At 37.8% G+C, this 18,640-nt stretch carries 13 protein-coding genes and 3 pseudogenes; 15 read left to right on the plus strand and 1 reads right to left on the minus strand.

Translation table 11 applies throughout. The features are described from left to right. Positions 1–42: 42 nt before the first annotated feature. The 9 genes from pstC (at position 43) to ACFIQE_RS01660 (ending at position 10,389) form a co-directional block, all read left to right on the plus strand. Positions 43–1,503: a phosphate ABC transporter permease subunit PstC gene (gene pstC / locus ACFIQE_RS01620; protein WP_375611794.1), complete on the plus strand. Its 1,461-nt coding sequence runs from the start codon at positions 43–45 to the stop codon at positions 1,501–1,503. Next, entirely contained in the window at positions 1,500–2,789 is a 1,290-nt protein-coding gene (gene pstA / locus ACFIQE_RS01625; RefSeq protein WP_375611793.1) for a phosphate ABC transporter permease PstA, read from the plus strand. Before pstC ends, pstA begins: the two co-directional genes overlap by 4 nt. Before the next feature lie 51 nt (positions 2,790–2,840). After that, complete coding sequence (gene pstB / locus ACFIQE_RS01630) at positions 2,841–3,599, plus strand: phosphate ABC transporter ATP-binding protein PstB (RefSeq protein ID WP_375611792.1); 759 nt, start codon at positions 2,841–2,843, stop codon at positions 3,597–3,599. A gap of 21 nt (positions 3,600–3,620) precedes the next feature. Beyond that, positions 3,621–4,343 carry a phosphate signaling complex protein PhoU gene (gene phoU, locus ACFIQE_RS01635; protein WP_375611791.1) on the plus strand — a complete coding sequence of 241 codons (723 nt, stop codon included), beginning with the start codon at positions 3,621–3,623 and terminating at the stop codon, positions 4,341–4,343. A gap of 549 nt (positions 4,344–4,892) precedes the next feature. Next, positions 4,893–5,726, plus strand: a complete 834-nt coding sequence (locus tag ACFIQE_RS01640; RefSeq protein WP_375621211.1) for a cell wall hydrolase — start codon at positions 4,893–4,895, stop codon at positions 5,724–5,726. Positions 5,727–5,903: 177 nt separating this feature from the next. Continuing rightward, positions 5,904–7,151, plus strand: coding sequence for an aminopeptidase (locus ACFIQE_RS01645; protein ID WP_375707213.1), 1,248 nt, complete (start codon positions 5,904–5,906; stop codon positions 7,149–7,151). Between the two features lie 271 nt (positions 7,152–7,422). Further along, positions 7,423–8,298 (plus strand): bifunctional DNA-formamidopyrimidine glycosylase/DNA-(apurinic or apyrimidinic site) lyase, encoded by an 876-nt coding sequence (gene mutM, locus ACFIQE_RS01650; RefSeq protein ID WP_375613328.1) that lies wholly within the window; start codon positions 7,423–7,425, stop codon positions 8,296–8,298. An 83-nt stretch (positions 8,299–8,381) separates the two neighbouring features. Beyond that, positions 8,382–9,776, plus strand: coding sequence for a M20/M25/M40 family metallo-hydrolase (locus tag ACFIQE_RS01655; protein ID WP_375611787.1), 1,395 nt, complete (start codon positions 8,382–8,384; stop codon positions 9,774–9,776). Next, a complete protein-coding gene (locus ACFIQE_RS01660) occupies positions 9,769–10,389 on the plus strand; it encodes a ribonuclease D (protein WP_375632307.1) in 621 nt (206 codons plus the stop codon). The genes ACFIQE_RS01655 and ACFIQE_RS01660 overlap by 8 nt, the downstream gene beginning before the upstream one ends. 250 nt (positions 10,390–10,639) lie before the next feature. Here the strand turns inward: ACFIQE_RS01660 and ACFIQE_RS01665 are convergent. Beyond that, a pseudogene (locus tag ACFIQE_RS01665) lies at positions 10,640–11,082 on the minus strand (integrase); the annotation flags it as partial. Between the two features lie 414 nt (positions 11,083–11,496). On the opposite strand from ACFIQE_RS01665, the gene ACFIQE_RS01670 reads away from it, so the two are divergent. The 6 genes and pseudogenes from ACFIQE_RS01670 to ACFIQE_RS01695 form a co-directional block, all read left to right on the plus strand. After that, complete coding sequence (locus tag ACFIQE_RS01670) at positions 11,497–11,826, plus strand: hypothetical protein (protein ID WP_375646269.1); 330 nt, start codon at positions 11,497–11,499, stop codon at positions 11,824–11,826. A gap of 1,489 nt (positions 11,827–13,315) precedes the next feature. Next, complete coding sequence (locus tag ACFIQE_RS01675) at positions 13,316–14,149, plus strand: outer membrane protein (RefSeq protein WP_375621215.1); 834 nt, start codon at positions 13,316–13,318, stop codon at positions 14,147–14,149. Positions 14,150–14,484: 335 nt separating this feature from the next. Continuing rightward, a complete protein-coding gene (locus ACFIQE_RS01680) occupies positions 14,485–15,318 on the plus strand; it encodes an outer membrane protein (RefSeq protein ID WP_375621216.1) in 834 nt (277 codons plus the stop codon). Between the two features lie 377 nt (positions 15,319–15,695). Then, positions 15,696–16,507 (plus strand): annotated as a pseudogene (locus ACFIQE_RS01685) (porin). Positions 16,508–16,689: 182 nt separating this feature from the next. Further along, positions 16,690–17,571 carry an outer membrane protein gene (locus ACFIQE_RS01690; RefSeq protein WP_375621217.1) on the plus strand — a complete coding sequence of 294 codons (882 nt, stop codon included), beginning with the start codon at positions 16,690–16,692 and terminating at the stop codon, positions 17,569–17,571. Positions 17,572–17,786: 215 nt separating this feature from the next. Then, positions 17,787–18,640, plus strand: a pseudogene (locus ACFIQE_RS01695) (hemagglutinin repeat-containing protein); the annotation flags it as partial.

The following is an 18,640-nucleotide window of genomic DNA, read 5'->3' on the forward strand; positions in this document are numbered from 1 at the left end:
GGAAATTTGGGTGCTATTTTTTTATAAAAACTGAAAGATAAAATGCGCATTTCCTTCATTGTTTTGCTATTATTGATTTTTGGATTTTGTGGCTTTTGTATTTCTTATATGCGAGCACGCATTCTTGAATACAGACAACATAAAATGCATTCTCGTGCGTATTATTATGGCTGGTGGACATTTTTGATTACTGTTATTCCAGCTTTTATTTTTTTAATTGTTTGGGATGCTGGGAGTACAATTTATTTAGAATATAATGCCTCTCGAGAGCTGGGGGCGTATAGTGCGCATGTAACAGAGCCTGTAAATCACGATCTACTTTGGGAGACACTTCGAAGTCTCGTCAAAAAGATTCATCGCTTTGAGGGGAATCTTTCTACCGCTTCCTATAAGGAAGTGCAGGCACAATTACTCGCGAAGGGATTGATTTTATCCGATGAAGCATCGGATGATGTGTTCAAAATAGCACAGTCGTGGGTATTCTCTTCTGAAAAGCTTAAGTTTATAGGTTATGTTTTTCTTTTTGCTATTGCGTCCTTTGGTTTTATCTGTGGAATGATGCAAATTGCGCCTCATCAACGTGCCCGTAATAAGGTTGAATCTTTTATTATTATTGGATTGATTTGTGCATCTATTGTTGCAGTCTTGACAACAATAGCCATTGCGCTTTCTATGCTTTTTCAGACAGTAAGCTTTTTTCAGTCTGTATCCTTTTCAAATTTCTTTTTAGGAACAGTTTGGGATCCGCGTTTTTCCGCGAGCGGTTCCAGCGATGAAGTAGGACAATTTGGTCTAATACCGCTTCTTGCTGGTACGCTTTATATTGCATTTGTTGCCATGCTTTTTGCTGTACCTATAGGACTATTTTCAGCTCTTTATATGGCGGAGTATGCTTCTGCGCGATTGCGAGCAATTGTGAAGCCATTGTTAGAAGTTCTTGCTGGCATTCCAACGATTGTTTATGGCTTTTTTGCTTTGAAGGTTGTGGGACCATTTTTACGAGATCTCTCTGCTTCTCTCTCAGACGGGGTTAGTTTTATTATGGCACAAAGTGTTTTGACTGCTGGAGTTGTGATGGGAATTATGTTGATACCTTTTGTTTCCTCTTTATCGGATGATGTTATTACGGCTGTTCCACGCATTTTACGTGAAGGTTCTTATGGTTTAGGCGCAACGCAATCTGAAACAATTAAAAAAGTTGTTATACCAGCAGCGCTTCCAGGGATTATGGGGGCTATTTTGTTGACGGCATCGCGTGCAATTGGAGAAACAATGATTGTGGTTTTGGCGGCAGGTGTTGCAGCAAATTTAACACTCAATCCTTTCGAAGCAATGACTACGATGACTGTTAAGATTGTTAATCAATTGACCGGTGATTTTGAGTTTAATTCTCCACAAACTCTGGTGGCTTTTGCCTTAGGGATGACGCTCTTTGTTATGACACTTTTGATGAATATTCTAGCTCTTTATATTGTGCGTAAATATCGGGAACAATATGAATGAATGAAGATTTTTTTCCTCGTCGCAATATTAGTCTCAAGCGTCGGTATTGGGCTGAACGTCGTTTTCGTGCCTATGGTTTGATTGCCATTTTTATTGGTTTATTTTTTTTATTTACGCTTTTATGGTCTATCATTAGTCAGGGTTATACAGCTTTTTTTCAAAGTGAAATGACATTATCGATTTATTTGGATGAAAAGATCATTGATCCAAGTGGTCAACGTAAAACAAAACCACAAGTGCTCATGACGGCGAATTATCCACTTCTTGTACGCAATGCTTTAGCGAAGAAACTTAATATCAATCAAAATGATCGAGCCTCTCTTTTGGACGTTAACCGTATGTTTTCAAATGGTGTCCGTGTTCAACTGCGTGAAATGGTGACAAAAAATCCAAAACTGATTGGCACAATGCAAAAAGTTAAAGTTTTGGCATCTGCGGATATTGATTCTGCTTATAAGGGACAGATTGATCTGCGTGTAGCAGAAAAAAACCGTAAAGTTTCTAATCGACAAATAGAATGGATAAAGCGTTTAGCGCATGATGGTACGCTTTATAAAACATTTAATATTGGTTTTTTTACATTTGGCGCTTCAAGTCGTCCTGAGACTGCGGGATTAGGTGTTGCGATCATTGGTTCTCTTTATATGATAGGCATCGTTTTATTAGTTTCTCTTCCGATAGGCATAGCAACGGCTCTTTATTTAGAAGAATATGCACGCAAAAATAAATTTACAGATTTTATAGAGGTTAATATCAATAATCTTGCAGCTGTTCCTTCAATTGTGTTTGGTCTTTTAGGACTCTCTTTTTTTGTTAATTTTTTAGGATTACCACGTTCAGCCTCTTTTGTTGGTGGTCTTGTTTTAGCGCTCATGACTCTTCCCACGATCATTATTGCAACACGTTCTGCTCTGCGTGCTGTTCCTCTCTCTATTCGTTCTGCAGCTTTGGGGTTGGGAGCATCAAAAACACAAATGATTTTTCATCATGTTGTTCCTTTAGCTGCGCCTGGCATTTTAACAGGCACAATTATTGGAGTCGCTCAGGCTTTGGGTGAAACAGCTCCTTTGCTTTTGATTGGAATGGTTGCTTTTGTTGTTAATATTCCTACGACCCCCATGGATCCAGCAACGGCTTTGCCTGTTCAAATTTTTATGTGGGCGGGTGAAGCAGAGCGTGCTTTTGTTGAAAAGACATCAGGTGCTATTATTGTATTGATGATTTTTCTTGCGATCATGAATATTTCTGCGGTTTTTTTACGTCGACGATTTGAACGCCGCCAGTAATTTTAATAAAACAACAGCTTTGATAAGATTTTTGTAAGGTGAATTTTTGTAATGAAGATTAAAATGCGCGGTCAGGATGTGAAGGTTTCTTACGGAGATAAAGAAGCACTCCACGGTATTACACTTGATATTCCTGAACATCAAGTAACTGCTTTGATTGGTCCATCAGGATGCGGAAAGTCAACTTTTTTGCGTTGTTTTAACCGTATGAATGATACAATTGAAGGCGCTAAAACAACTGGTCTTATTACCTTAGATGGGGAGAATATTTATGACACACGGATTGATGTTGTAGAATTGCGCGCTCGTGTTGGAATGGTTTTTCAAAAGCCCAGCCCTTTTCCAAAATCTATATTTGAGAATGTTGCGTATGGTCCACGCATTCATGGTTTAGTTAAAACACGCTCTGAATTGCATGATGTCGTTGAAAAGAGTTTGAGGCAGGCAGGTTTGTTTGAAGAAGTAAAAGACCGCCTTCATGATCTTGGAACAAGTTTATCAGGGGGACAACAACAGCGTTTGTGTATTGCACGTGCTATTGCGGTTAGTCCTGAAGTTATTTTGATGGATGAGCCCTGTTCAGCTCTTGATCCCATTGCAACAGCACGGATTGAAGAGCTTATCGATGCGTTACGGCAAAATTATACAATTGTTATCGTAACGCATTCCATGCAACAGGCCGCACGTGTTTCTCAATATACGGCTATGTTTCATTTAGGGCATTTGGTAGAAGTTGGTGCGACTGAAATGATCTTTACCTCACCAAAAGAGCAACGGACACAAGATTATATTACGGGGCGTTTTGGATAGGTGAATTGAGGAGTGTAAGATATGTCTATGAAACATACTGTCCGTTCTTATGATGCAGAACTAAAATATTTAAGAGTAAGGATTACAGAAATGGGGAGCCATGCAGAAAGGATGATTGAACGTTCTGTCGCATCGGTTGTGAGTAGTGATCTTCAACTTGCAACGACAGTGATTGCCGATGATGTGTTTTTAGATGAAGCAGAACGTGACATTGATGAAAAAGCGGTTGCTATTATTTGCAAACGCCAACCGATGGCTGTCGATTTGCGTGAAATTATTGGAGCCATTCGTATTTCTTCTGATCTTGAACGGATTGGGGATATGGCAAAAAACATTGCTAAAAGGACTGTTGCACTTTCAGAAATACGTCAATCTGCTTCTGTTTATCATGGGCTTGAAACAATTACAGCTTTAGCACTCAATCAATTAAAAGAAGTCTTAAATGCTTATACGAGTCGCCTATTAGAGCGTGTTGACGCGGTGCGTGAGCGTGATGAGAAGATTGATGCTTTGTATACTTCTCTTTTTCGTGAACTTTTGACGTATATGATGGAAGATATGCGCAATATTACGGTTTGTACGCACTTACTGTTTTGTTTAAAGAATATTGAACGAATTGGTGATCATGTTACTAATATTGCTGAAATGCTGCATTATATCATAACGGGTTACCATATGTCCTCTGATCGTCCTCGTGATGACCTTACTTATAAAGTTGGGGTAGGTGAGAAGAAAATAGATTAAAATTTTTCTTATATGTATAAAATAAGTTTGTAGATATATGAGTATTTTCTTAAAATGCAGCTATAGAAAGAATAAGATAACCATCTTATGGAAAAGCACAAAGAAGCAACAAAGAGTTTTTTCAGAGAAGCATGGCAGATTGTTAACTCTTGGTTTGACATATTTGTATATTAGATGATATCATCACTCGTATTGTGGCAGGAGGGGAGTTTTCTAGGGGAATTTCCTTTCAGATCATTTTGTTAAAATTTTATATTAAAGGGGATATCTGTATTATTTTTTCGTATGTAGAAGAAGTGGATAGTGTTACTTTATTGTAATTGAAATGTGTGGGTTATTATAGCCTATATTGAACCATGAAGAATAACAATATCGATCTGTAAATTAAGAGTTTTTTATTTTTTATTTTGCATAGATACTTTTTGATTACCTCTTGTATTAAAATTTTACTGAGTGGTAACAATTAGCTATGTACTTTATTGAGAGATACATTTAAAGCTCATTTCAAGACTTGAATATCTCAGAGATTATAGGAATGTGTTGCATAAGATGAAAAAAAATCGTTGGAATGTTTTTGTTACCTGTTGTGTAGCGCCGTTAGTTGTTGTGGGATGTGCTTCAAGTCATTTAGATGCTGGAAAAATAAATAATAATAAGACAAAAATGGTTACATATCCATTGACAGAGCGTCAATGTCTTATGCGAGCGATGTATTTTGAATCAAATCGCACAAGCCGTGAAGGAATGATTGCCGTTGGAACGGTTGTTATGAATCGTGTTAATTCAACCGCCTATCCTAAGACGATTTGTGGTGTTGTTGGTCAATATAGGCAGTTTGCTCCTGGTGTTTTAACGCGTCCTATGACGGAGAAAGCATCTGTTGCTCGTGTAAGAGAGGCGGCTGATGCCGTTTTACGAGGTGAACGAGATAAGAAAGTTAAACACGCTAAGTTTTTTCATACCGCTGGTTTGTCTTTTCCGTATAAAAACATGCATTATGTTCAGGTTGCAGGGGGAAATGCTTTTTATGAAAAACGATCACGTGATGGAGAACTTCAAGTTCCTACAAATAATCGCCCTTATGATGTTGCTTATGCTTTTGCTCAAGAACGTTCTGGTCATGCGCCAAGCTTTATAGATGAAGGCTTAGAGAGTAGGGGCGTAAAGGCAGAGAAAAGTACATCTCCTTCGACAGAAGTAGCACAGTCCAAGATGGCACATCCTGCGCCTTTTGCTATGGTACAGCTTGATAAAGTTCCTATCCCTGCCTATGCACCTCAACATCTAGCTAGGAAAGAGGAAAATAAAACGATTATGGCTTTACCTTCATCTGATCAGTTAAATGCAATTGTTGCAATGTTAGAAAAACGACACAGGAACTAGTAAGTTTTTCATGACCAAAGAAGGATTATATACCCATTGCGGTTTATGAATTAAGTGAATTTTAGCGATAATGATACGCATAAATATACGTAGAGAAAGCGAACTCAAAGGATCTGAAAAACAATTTATAATATGACGACATAAAGAACGCATTCTATTTAAAGAAGGGTATTGGTAATGTACTTTGATATTCATGAGACAATTTTGCCTGAAATGCTTAATCGTCTTGCAGAAATTACAGTGAAAGTGGGGTTGAATTTACAAGAGGGGCAGGATCTTGTTTTAACTGCTCCAGTTTCAGCGTTACCTTTTGTTCGGCGTATTGCATATCATGCTTATAAGGTTGGTGCTGGTGTCATTACACCAATTTTTAGTGATGATATGTTATCGCTTACACGGTTTGAAAATGCCCATACAGCTAGTTTTGATTGTGCCCCTTCTTGGCTTTATGAGGGAATGGCAAAGGCTTTTGAAAATGGGGCAGCGCGTTTAGCGATTGTTGGTGATAATCCTTTGCTCCTTTCCAATCAGGATTTTGATAAGGTTTCACGTTTAAATAAAGCCACTTCAATAGCTTACCAGCCGGCACTCAAGCAAATATCAAATTTTGCTATGAATTGGTCGATTGTTGCTTATCCAACAGCAGGATGGGCTGAGGCAATGTTTCCTTCTTTACCACTTAATGAGGCGATTAAAAAATTAGCCGATGCAATTTTTTCTGCTTCACGTGTTACAGGAGAAGATCCGGTGCAGGCGTGGACTGTTCATAATGCACATTTGAAGAAATGGTCATCTTGGCTTAATGAGCAGCGTTTTTCTGCCTTACACTTTACAGGGCCGGGGACTGATTTAACTGTTGGTTTGGCAGATGATCATGAATGGCATGGTGGTGCATCCGTTGCTCAAAATGGTGTTATTTGCAATCCGAATATTCCGACAGAAGAAGTTTTCACGACTCCTCATGCTCATAAGGTTGAAGGTTTCGTTCGCTCAACAAAGCCCCTTTCCTATCAAGGAACTCTGATTGATAATATTGAAGTACGTTTTGAAGCCGGGCGTATTGTTGAGGCTCGTGCATCAACAGGCCAAGAAGTTTTACAGCAGGTTTTGCAAAGTGATGAGGGTGCAAGCCGGTTGGGCGAAGTTGCCCTTGTGCCCCATTCTTCACCAATTTCTAAGAGTGGCCTCCTTTTTTATAATACCTTATTTGATGAAAATGCTGCATGTCATATTGCTTTAGGGCAGTGTTATTCCAAATGCTTTTTAGATGGGGCATCATTGACGTCAGAAGAGATTGCAGCACGTGGTGGGAATAAAAGTGTCATTCATATTGACTGGATGATTGGTTCTGGTGAAATTGACATAGATGGCATTACCCAAGATGGTGTAAGAGTTCCTGTATTTCGTAAGGGTGAATGGGCTTAATTTTGTTACCATAAAACGCGGTCATTTGAGGTGGGGTGGGATGTAAGCTTTATTGATACGTTAAGTATTTTAGAGTGTGTGGTATATATTCAAGGCAGGGTTTGTCCATAAAGCCTTTAGTTAAATGATTCACATGAGTAGGAATCCAAGTAAAATCGACTCATCAAGAATTTGTTTAGTAGATGTAGAGGAAGTCTTCGTTTTTTGAGGGGGGAAGAAGTCAATTTATCAGTGATACGATTGGAAAGTGTATAATTATTAAAGAAGAGTAATGCCTGAGCTTCCTGAAGTAGAGACAGTTCGTCGTGGACTTGAGTCCGTTGTAACTGATGCAAAGATAGTATCTGTCAAACTTAATCGTAGAGATTTGCGCTTTCCTTTTCCTGAGGCTTTTTCTGAGCGCCTTATTGGCAGAACAATTATAGAACTTGGTCGGCGTGCGAAATATTTATTATTTCATCTTTCTCAGGATGAAACGATTTTAAGCCATTTAGGAATGTCTGGTTCATGGCGTATAGAGAATGATTTTTTAAGAAAAGCTTGTTCAGCGTCAAGTAAATTAGTTAAACATGATCATTTTGTCATGGATATTCAGACAAAGAATGGTGACGTTTATCGTCTTATTTATAATGATGTGCGTCGCTTTGGGTTTATGCTTTTAGTCGATACGGATAAGCTTTATGAACATCCACTTTTAAATAAGCTAGGTCTTGAACCTATAAGTAATTCGTTTTCTGGTCGTTATTTACAAAAGGCTTTTGTTAATAAAAAAATGTCTCTCAAGGGTGTTTTACTTGATCAGTCTATTGTTGCAGGTCTTGGGAATATTTATGTTTGTGAAGCACTTTGGCGGAGTCGTTTGTCTCCACAACGTGGTGCATTTACATTAGCATCAAAAACGGCACGTGCACGTGAATTTGCAGATTCTTTAGCACAAAATATACGCAATGTGATTTCTGAAGCCATTTTGTCTGGTGGCTCTTCTTTACGTGATTATATGCATATAGATGGTTCGCTTGGTTATTTTCAGCATGCTTTTTCAGTTTATGGACGAGAAGGCAAGCAATGTTTGGAATGTGGAGCGCCTATTATGCGCATTTTACAGGCTGGACGTTCAAGTTTTTACTGCTCACAATGTCAAAAATGAATAAGGTGTCTTGCAAAATCTTACAAGAGGCTTAAAGTCATCGCATCTATAATATAATTACACAAGGCTTGAAAGGTTTTTTTATGCTGAATAAAGTACTAACACATCTTGATGGAAATATAGAGAAGAGCCTTGAACGCCTTTTTTCTCTTTTACGTTTTCAATCGATTTCTACAGACTCGGCTTACAAGGATGCATGTCGTAAAGCAGCTGATTGGTTAGTGGAGGATTTAAAAAGCATCGGTTTTGAGGCTTCACGCCGTGATACGCCGGGGCATCCAATGGTTGTTGGGCATCATCCTGGACCTTCAGATGATTGTTTGCATGTGCTGTTTTACGGACATTATGATGTTCAACCTGTTGATCCATTGAGTTTATGGGAGGATGATCCATTTACACCTTCTTTAAAAGAGAGAGATGGAGAGAAAGTTATTTGTGCTCGTGGAGCTTCAGATGACAAAGGTCAGTTGATGACTTTTATTGAAGCATGTCGTGCATTTAAGAAAGAAACAGGGCAGCTTCCTATTAAAGTTACTGTTTTATTTGAGGGAGAAGAAGAATGTGCTTCTCCTTCCCTTATTCCTTTTTTAAAAGCAAATACAGATGAACTTAAGGCAGATTATGCATTGGTTTGTGACACGTCAATGTGGGATGCGGATACACCATCTATTGCTCTTTCTCTTCGGGGAATTATGGCAGAAGAGATTATTATCACAGCAGCGAATCGTGATTTGCATTCTGGTTATTTTGGAGGAGTAGCAGCTAATCCCATTCGTATTTTAACGAAAATCTTAGCAGGACTTCACGATGAAAATAATAGGGCAACACTTCCTGGTTTTTATGATGGCGTAGAAGAAACACCTCCACAGATTTTACAATCATGGAATGCACTTAATTGTACTGCTGAAAATTTTCTTGGTCCTATAGGACTTTCCGTTCCAGCTGGTGAAAAAGGGCGGAGCATTTTAGAGCTTGTATGGGCACGTCCTACCATGGAAATTAATGGTATTAGTGGCGGCTATGAAGGGGAAGGGATGAAAACAGTTATTGCTTCTCAAGCGAGTGCAAAAGTATCGTGTCGTTTGGTGCATAAGCAAGATCCAGAGAAAATACGCCAAGCGTTGCGTGATTATGTACGTAGCTCAATTCCTGCTGATTGTAAGGTTGAATTTAAGAATCACGGTTCTTCTCCGGCACTTCAGATTTCTGATGATTCATCTTTTATCAAGGAGGCGAAGGATGCCTTATCACAAGAGTGGGAAGTGCCCGCTGTCTTGACAGCCATGGGGGGCTCGATCCCAATTGTAGCAGATTTTCGGTCAATTCTTGGTATGGAAACTCTTTTGGTTGGTTTTGGATTGGCTGATGACCGTATTCATTCTCCTAATGAAAAGTATAATTTAAAATCGTTTCATAAGGGGCAGCGGTCTTGGGCGCGTATTCTTGCTGCTTTAGCAAGTAGGAGGGTAAATGGCTGAGATTCGCGTTCATCAAGGTGATTTACCAAACTTAGACAATTATAAAACTGATGCCATTGCGATTGATACCGAGACTTTAGGATTACAACCCTATCGTGATCGTTTATGCGTTGTTCAGCTTTCTTCTGGAGATGGTACTGCTGACGTTATTCAGATTGCTAAAGAACAAAAGAGTGCACCAAATTTGATAAAATTGCTTGAGGATAACGCAATAACCAAAATATTTCATTTTGGGCGTTTTGATCTTGCTATTTTAGCGCATACATTTGGTGTTATGCCAGAGGCTATTTTTTGTACAAAGATTGCTTCGAAACTCACGCGCACTTATACGGATCGTCATGGCTTGAAAGAAATTTGTAATGAATTGCTGAATGTGAATATTTCTAAACAGCAACAATCTTCGGATTGGGCGGCAGAAACGTTATCACAGGCACAAATTGAATATGCTGCGTCGGATGTGTTATATTTACATCGTTTAAAGGTTATATTTGAAGAACGTTTAAGACGTGAAGAGCGAGAAAATGTTGCCAAGGCATGCTTTCAATTTTTGCCTATGAGAGCTAGGCTTGATCTTTTAGGATGGGCGGAAGTTGATATTTTTGCGCATAGCTAACTTTAAAATTGGCTTTTAAATAGAGTTAATTATTGATGTGAGAGGACAAAATGCTTGTACATTATGGGCGTTTTATCCTCTCATCTTTTCTGATAAGAATTATAATAAATTCTTAAGTGCTATTTCATTTGAAGTTTAGGCAATAAAAATACTTTTGCGAATCCATATTTTTTATTTTTGTAACAGCTTTTATTTGAAACAAAGCAATTTTGAGGAGAGGCTGGAAACATACGGTAGGTTGGAAGACTTAAATCTCTGAAACCGGTATACAGCCTAATTGGGGGAGAATATGAATGTGTAAATGTAAAAACCAAATCTCATCTTTACCATCATTTTTAATTCTGCTTTACGACTTTCAAAAGTATTTAAAGCAATGTCTGTTAAATAATAGAGATTACGCATTGCCTCATGTTTTTAATGGATTTACGTTCTTCGTGTAAAACAGAACGCCCTAAACGGAATATATTTGTGTTGCTAATTCATGTGCTTTTTGTAAAGAAACCGACACCCAAGTTCATTTTACGGTGGCGCTCATAAAAGATATAACAATAAAGCTTCCAATACCAATATAAAATCTATTGAACACTACCATCTTTATGCTTATGGAGTAACAAGCCGCTACCATCCACACAACTGTACCAATTCCCAATGTTGTGTAAGTCCTTAGCACTTGAGACGGTTCATAAGAGACATTTTTAGTCTTTTTTTAGTGTTTTTTATCCACACAGCTCTCTCAACTTGTAACGTGCAAACAAATGGTTTTGATTGATTCAACATGAAAAAGATTTGGAATGAGAGAATCTTATGGTATTTAGGATTCTCAGTCAATATGGATAACGCTATATTATCATTATAAATCAGTATATTATATGAAGTTCGTATAGTTTATTATTTTCAGACGATACTTCGTGCCTTTATTTATTACTCAATAAGTAATTTCTATGTTGGCAGAGCAGGGCAATTTTCTTTTATTTTAAAATTAAAATGCTCCAAAGCTTTATTTTTAAGGATTCTCACTTTTTATCTATAAACATGCTATTTTTTCTGGAAATTTGCAATGAAGGCACTAGATAAAATCCATTATGAATATTTGATGAGGTTAAATTTATGAACATAAAATATTTTATTACAGCTTTTGCTACTTTTGCTTCAATCTCTGTAGCTCAGGGTGCTTCTTTCTTGTCTTCTCAAAAGTTAATAGAGGGTATACCTTCTCTTGTTCCTCCTAGAGATCTTTTTTCTAGTGAACAGTTGAGCAAGATCTTCTCTGAAGTTGTTCAAATGGAACTTTCTTGCACGCATAACAACCAATGCATAACAGCAGCTAAGTTAGTACCTGTATCATATTCTGGTAAAAAAAGATTTAAAAAGCCTAAAAAAGGATCAGGGAAAGGAAAACGACCAGACTTATTTGGTCGAAGTCCAATGAGTTATTAAAAAGTAAGAAAACAACATCAAGAGGTCTAACGTATGATCGGGAATTGAAGAGAGGAGATATTTTTATCATTTGAAAAGTGGAGGAGCAGTTGTTCGCAAAGGGTATTATAATTGTGTACGGAGGGGGTGAAGAGTACTATTTGGAAAAGATATGGGGAGGTGGATTTCGGTGTAAGAATACTCTGTATAATGGCAATCGCTCTACAAAATTCATGGGTTTGGATAAATATAACCTCCCGATTTTGGGTTACGCTGTTATACTGTAAATACTGTCATTTTAAGCGTAACTATACAGCGCATATAAAACTCCTTGATAAGTGTTTTTAGAGTAGGGCTTGTCCAGAGAGAGCCTTTAGTTAAGTGAATCACATAAGTAAGGAGTTAAGAAAAATCCTCTCGACAAGAAACTAAGCTGTTTGCAGAGAGGATACTTCATCAAAATCGAGTGAAGCAACAAAAATGTTAAACTTTTGATCTTTGATGGTATGCTTCGACTACAGAATTTATAAAATATTCATTTGTCTATGATTCAAAATATCAGATATTTTTTCTGCCAAATTCATGATTTTTAAAGCAAGGTGTGGTGTGAAAACTTTAAGAAAGATTTCTCGTTTTTTCAGCTTTAAGGAGATTTCTATATAAGTTTTAATGTTTATCATACCGGTTGTCTGTCTTTAGGTATTTTTTTCAATTTAGCTAAAAAGAGTATGAAATGATAGCCTACAAATAGGGCTAAAGCTCTGGAAAAGATTTTCTAGAAAGTTAAGCAGAAGCGTAAATATGTCAAAAAGGAATAAATTCCTAAATTAAAGACAAAGAGCAAGCGTGATGAAATTACATGTAATTTTGTTGCAGTTCATGGGGTAGTGAAGATCTTGTTCTGTCGGGTACAAGCATTCTTTACAATGATGAAAAAATAATCAAAGAGCTATTCACATTTGGTTATACGAAGGATGAAGCTAAAAACGTTGTTTGTATGAATTTAAATGGAACAGTTACATTTAGCTGCTCTCAATATTGTAACAGTCTTCACTATTACAATATTGAGAGTATTAATAGGAAGCATTTTAGCTTTTAAATAGTTTTATTTATTCACACACTTGCTCGTTTGTGAGGTGCTGGGGGGCTTTAATATAAAAAGGCTTAAGATAAGAACATCTTCAATATTGCAGACGAATTAATATAAAAGATATTTTTTCATTATAAATCAATATATTATATTTTCATTCCAATAGCACACGCTTTACACGGAGGGTACTGTGGCGCAGTTTTTTTTCAAAATGATAAAGGAGAGAAAACGTGAGGAAAAGAGATCATTTGTGCATAGGCATAGTTTAATTCTCATTTATTACAGATCAAGCAATTAAGGGTACTTTGATTGGCTTTTTGTTTTTTTTTATAAGTGTATCATTTTTGCTACAGATATCTGAAGATGGGGCTCTATATGAAATGATGTGTTCAAATAAATATTCAGCTATGGAGAGAAAATATGAATATGAAATGGTTAATAACAGCTTCTGCTTTCGCTTTTGTTTCAGCTTCAGCAGCACAAGCAGCAGATGTTATTGTTCCCCCAAGACCAACACCTGTTGCTCCCGTTATTGTTGCTCCAACTTTTTCTTGGACAGGTTTTTATGTTGGGGGCCAGATTGGTGGTTTTTCGGGTAAAACGAAAATGGATATTCTCAGTAATGGAAACAAGATTCCAGCGCCTGATGACCTTTTGCCTAAACTATCTGGTTTCATGGGGGGGCTTTATGCAGGTTCCAACGTTGATCTTGGTAATGGCCTTATTCTAGGTGTTGATACAGATATCATGTGGTCTAATAAAGATGACACGAAGACAGGAAAAACATATGTCATTGCCCCAGAACACATCAATTATATTAACAAGGTATTAAAAGACGCTGCAATTAATATTGGTAAAGATGCGCTTAAACCTGGTGCTAAACGAACCCACAGTTTCACTTTTAAAGAAAAGTGGGCTGGTGCAACGCGCGTGCGTATTGGTTTTGCAGCTGAACGCATTATGCCTTATGTTGCTGGTGGTATCGCTTATACACAGCTTCAAGATAGTGCGTTGATTTCAATAACAGATAAAGATTCAGACAAAGTAATCGCTTCTGGTACTCTGTCTGATGAAACAAAGACCCTTGTTGGTTACACCCTTGGTGCTGGTGTTGATTTAGCAATGACCAATAATATTATTGTACGTGCGGAATATCGTTACTCAGATTTTGGGAAAAAGAAATTCTCAAATGATAAATATGAGACTTCTTACAAAACCAATGATTTCCGTGTTGGTGTTGCTTACAAATTTTAACAGATGATAAGTTAAATAACAGAGGCTCTGTCTTTGACAGAGCCTCTGTTATTTTCTGTTGCCATATTATCACACAATACATAATTTATTGTGGATGTGAAAAGATATTATTCAGATTTTCTTAAAAAAAATCATAGACAATAAACAAGAATTACATTTAAAAACCAATAAGTTATTTATATATATATCTTTAGGTTTCTCGTACAAAATCAAGCTATGAAGCGATTTTGTCTGGGATGTGCCCTCCATTTTCTGTGACTGTATCATTTTTACTACAGCTTTTCTTTCTATAATCTTGTAGCACTGTGCTCATAAATAAATTAGGAGCAAAGTTTATGAATATAAAATCTTTAGTAACAACTTCTGTTATCGCTATAGCAGCAGCTTCTGCAGCACAAGCTGCTGATGTTGTCATCCCTCGTGAAACAGCCCCAGCAGTCATCTCAGCAGCCCCTGCCTATTCTTGGACAGGTTTTTATCTTGGTGCTCAGATTGGTGGTCGTTCAATGAAATCTGACAACTTTTCAAACGATTTTAAGTTTTCTGGTATGATCGGTGGTCTATACACAGGTTACAATATTGATCTCGGCAGTGGTGTAGTCTTTGGCTTGGATACAGATGTCTCTTTTGTTGGTAAAAAAGACACAGTTAATTACGGTGAACATACGGTTGGAGGAGTATTCAATAAAACTGCTGAAGATATTACTAAAATCCTTACAGAAGCTAAGATTCCAGTGAAAGATGGTCTAAAAGTTGCATCTGGAGATGCATACACCGAAAGTGTTACTCTGAAAGAAAAGTGGTCTGGTGCTACACGCGTTCGCATTGGTTTTGCTGCTGATCGTATCATGCCTTATATCGCTGGTGGTGTTGCTTATACGCAAATACAAGGAATTTCCGCAATTGAAGTGAAAAAAGCTGTTGATACTTCTGCTAATCCTTCTGCTGATTCTGGTAAATTGGTTGCTTCTGGTAACGTATATGATGAAACAAAGACCCTTGTTGGTTTCACCCTTGGTGCTGGTGTTGACTTCGCAATGACAGACAATGTTCTGTTGCGTGCAGAATACCGTTACTCAGACTACGGTAAAAAGAAATACTTTAAAGACACAGCTGAACTTCAATACAGAGTCAATGATTTCCGTGTTGGCGTTGCATATAAATTCTAATTTCGTAAAAAACGAAATAAACTTCCAAGAGGCTCTGTCTTTGACAGGGCCTCTATTATTTTCTGTTGTTATATTATCACATACCCTATATTTATTAGGGGAGTAAAAGATATTATTTAGATTTTCTTAAAAAGATTTTTATAAATGACAGATAACAATTATGCCATAAAATCAATAATTTACACATACTTGTAACTTACAATTTCTTATGAAACGTGAAGTTATGAAATGACTTTATCTTGCGTCAGCTTTCGTTTCCTATGATTGTATCATTTTACTACAGCGTTTTTTTGTAGTCGTATAATACTGTGCTCGTAAATAAATGAGGAGCAAAGTTTACGAATATAAAATCTTTAGTAACAACTTTTGTTATCGCTATGACTACAGCTTCTGCGGCACAAGCTGCTGATATTGTCATTCCTCGTAAAACAGCTCCAACAGTTATCACAGCTCTTTCGTTTTCTTAGACAGGTTTTTATCTTGGTAGTTAAGTTGGCAACTTTTCAAGTCAAAGTTTATGTATTTGATTTTGAGACAAAAGAAAAAACTTCAGATAAAGATGCACTACCTATGCCTTCCGGTTTCATCGGTGGTATTTATTTAGGTTCCAACGTAGATCTTGGAAATGTTCTCATTCTAGGTGTTGAAACCGATGCAGTCTGGGCAGACCGAGGAGAGACGAAGACGGTCTCAAAGATTCTTGTGGTTGATGAATTTAATGATTTTAATGATGAATTTGAAGATGCTGGTGTTGCATTGCTGGTGTTACATTGGATGAAAATAAAAAGTTTCAAAAGGGTGACACAGCAGTGTAGCGCATTGGTTTCAAAGAAAAAAGGTCTGGTGCAACACGGGTTTGTGTTGGTTTTTCTGTCGCTGACAGTATTATGCCTTATCTTGCGATGGTATTGCTTATGCGCAAATACAAGGTGTTGGTAAAGTTTCAGGAACAAAAAAGTTGGCAAATGGGTAAGCCAAGTAAAGAGTTTCTGCTACAGTATTTAATAAAACAAAAACGATGGAGGGTTTTATCCTTGGTGGTGGTATAGATTTCGCGATGACAGATCATATTCTGCTTCGTGCGGAATACTGTTACTCAGACTTTGGTAAGAAGGAATTTAAAAAGGATTATCTTAAACTAGGCTACACAACCAATGACTTTCGTGTAAGTATCGCTTACAAGTTCTAATTTCATCAAAAGTGCAATTATGAATAAAAAAGTATTAATAAAAAGTTAAATTTTCAAGAGATCTTGACTTTTACAAAACCGCTGTTTTCTAGGGTTTATTTGTGTGATTGTGATATTTTTACTACAGCTTTTCTATCTGTAATCTTGTAAGGTCGTTTGATAGTTAATTTAGGAGCAAAATTATGAATACAAAATCTTTAATAGCAACTTCTATTGCCGCTTTAATTTCAGCTTCTGCAGCACAAGCTGCTGATATTATCATCCCTCGTGAAACAGCCCCAGCAGTTATCGCAGCAGCCCCTTCGTTTTCTTGGACAGGCTTTTATCTTGGTGGTCAAGTTGGTAACTTTTCGAGTAAAACTAAAGTAACTATTCCAGGAGAAGATAAAGAACTTTTCAAAAAAGATAACACACCTAGTCCTTCTGGTTTCATGGGTGGTATTTATGCCGGATCTAACGTAGACCTTGGAAATGGTCTCATTCTCGGTGTTGAAACCGATGCAGTTTGGGCAGACCGTGAAGAATCAAAAACAGCCCGTGAATTGACTCTTACTGAAAAAAATGCAGCAGATTTTAATGCTGCCCTTGAAAAAGCTAAGGTTGAATTAAAAGGTCAGCAACAGTTTGAAAAAGGCGACAAGGTAACGGAAAAGCACAGTTACAAAGAAAAATGGTCTGGTGCTACACGCGTTCGTATCGGTTTTGCTGCTGTTGACCGCATTATGCCTTATGTCGCTGGTGGTATTGCCTATGCGCAGGTACAGGGTATTCAATCAGTTACAGGAAAAGGAGAGAGAGTTAAAGTTGAACAGAAAGCTGGTGTGGTTGAAAACCCATCAGTTAAGCAAAATGTAGATTTGACTGGTGGTACTTGGGCTGATGACACGAAGACAATGGTTGGTTTCACTATTGGCGGCGGTGTTGACTTTGCAATGACCGACAACGTTCTTTTACGTGCAGAATACCGTTACTCCGATTTTGGTAAAAAGAAATTCGCCAACGATACACGTGAATTCAACTACAAAACCAATGACTTCCGTGTAGGTGTCGCTTACAAATTCTAATTTCGTAAAAATGAAATTATCAGCACAAAAAATACTAAGGCCTCGTTTAACGGGGCCTTTATTTTATTATCTCTCTATTTTATTCCTCTTAATCTCTTCATTTTTAATGGGATCATACTCCTCATGCAAAACAGAACGCCCTAAACGGAATACACTTGTTGTTGTGTATTCACACATTTTTTTTAAATAAATATTTTTCAAAGTACATCAAGCCCACTTATGTCTCTGGAAAAGATTTGAATATTTTAGGCTCTGATGTTCAAGCAACGGATAAACTCCTCTTGCAAGCTGAGAGGAATGTTTCGATTGATGCCACACGCAACAGTGCCAATAGCCATCGCGGGGATCAAACATCTCATGTCGCGGTGCACAATGGCTCTCATCTAAGTTCTGGAAAAGAGACCACTGTTCTATCGGGTGGCGATATCCATATTGCTGCTTCCAATATAGATGCCAAGGGTAATGTTGCTCTTGGCGCCCAAGGGGAGGTAACAATAGGGGTAAGAAACGATGAGATGGAGTATCATCTTCGCACCAAAAACACGAAAGTGGACATGCAAGCCTCTCATGCCGTTGGCTCTTCGATAAAATCGGGAGGTGACACCACTGTCATTGCAGGGCAGGATGGCAAACCGCATGACCTTAGCATCACAGGCAGTTCCATTGCGGCTGAGGGCAAGGTAGGGCTGAAAGCCAGCAACGATGTCCTGATCAATAATGCAGAGGATAGCTCACACCGTGAGATATCTAGCTATACAGATGGCGGTTTTTTTGGGGGAAGTTCATCCTATTATAAAACTTTTGGAGCCACCCAAGTAGTAGGTTCAAGTATAGCAGGAGAAAAAGGCATTGCCATTGCCTCAGGCAACAACACGGAAGTTGTCGCCTCGATGCTCGTAGCCGGTAAGGCAGAGGAAACGTCAGGAGAGAAAGCACTAGGAGATCAGAAAAAAGCGGATATTACCATTCACTCTGGGGGAAAGATTACTATCAAAGGCGCCCAAGAACACTTGGATCAGCAAGCACAATCGTCATCAAGTGGCTTTTTGCATGAGAAATCGTCCGATAC

Origin of the sequence: Bartonella sp. AA1HLJMS (assembly GCF_042197445.1) — a bacterium.
In the GTDB taxonomy this organism is placed as follows: domain Bacteria; phylum Pseudomonadota; class Alphaproteobacteria; order Rhizobiales; family Rhizobiaceae; genus Bartonella.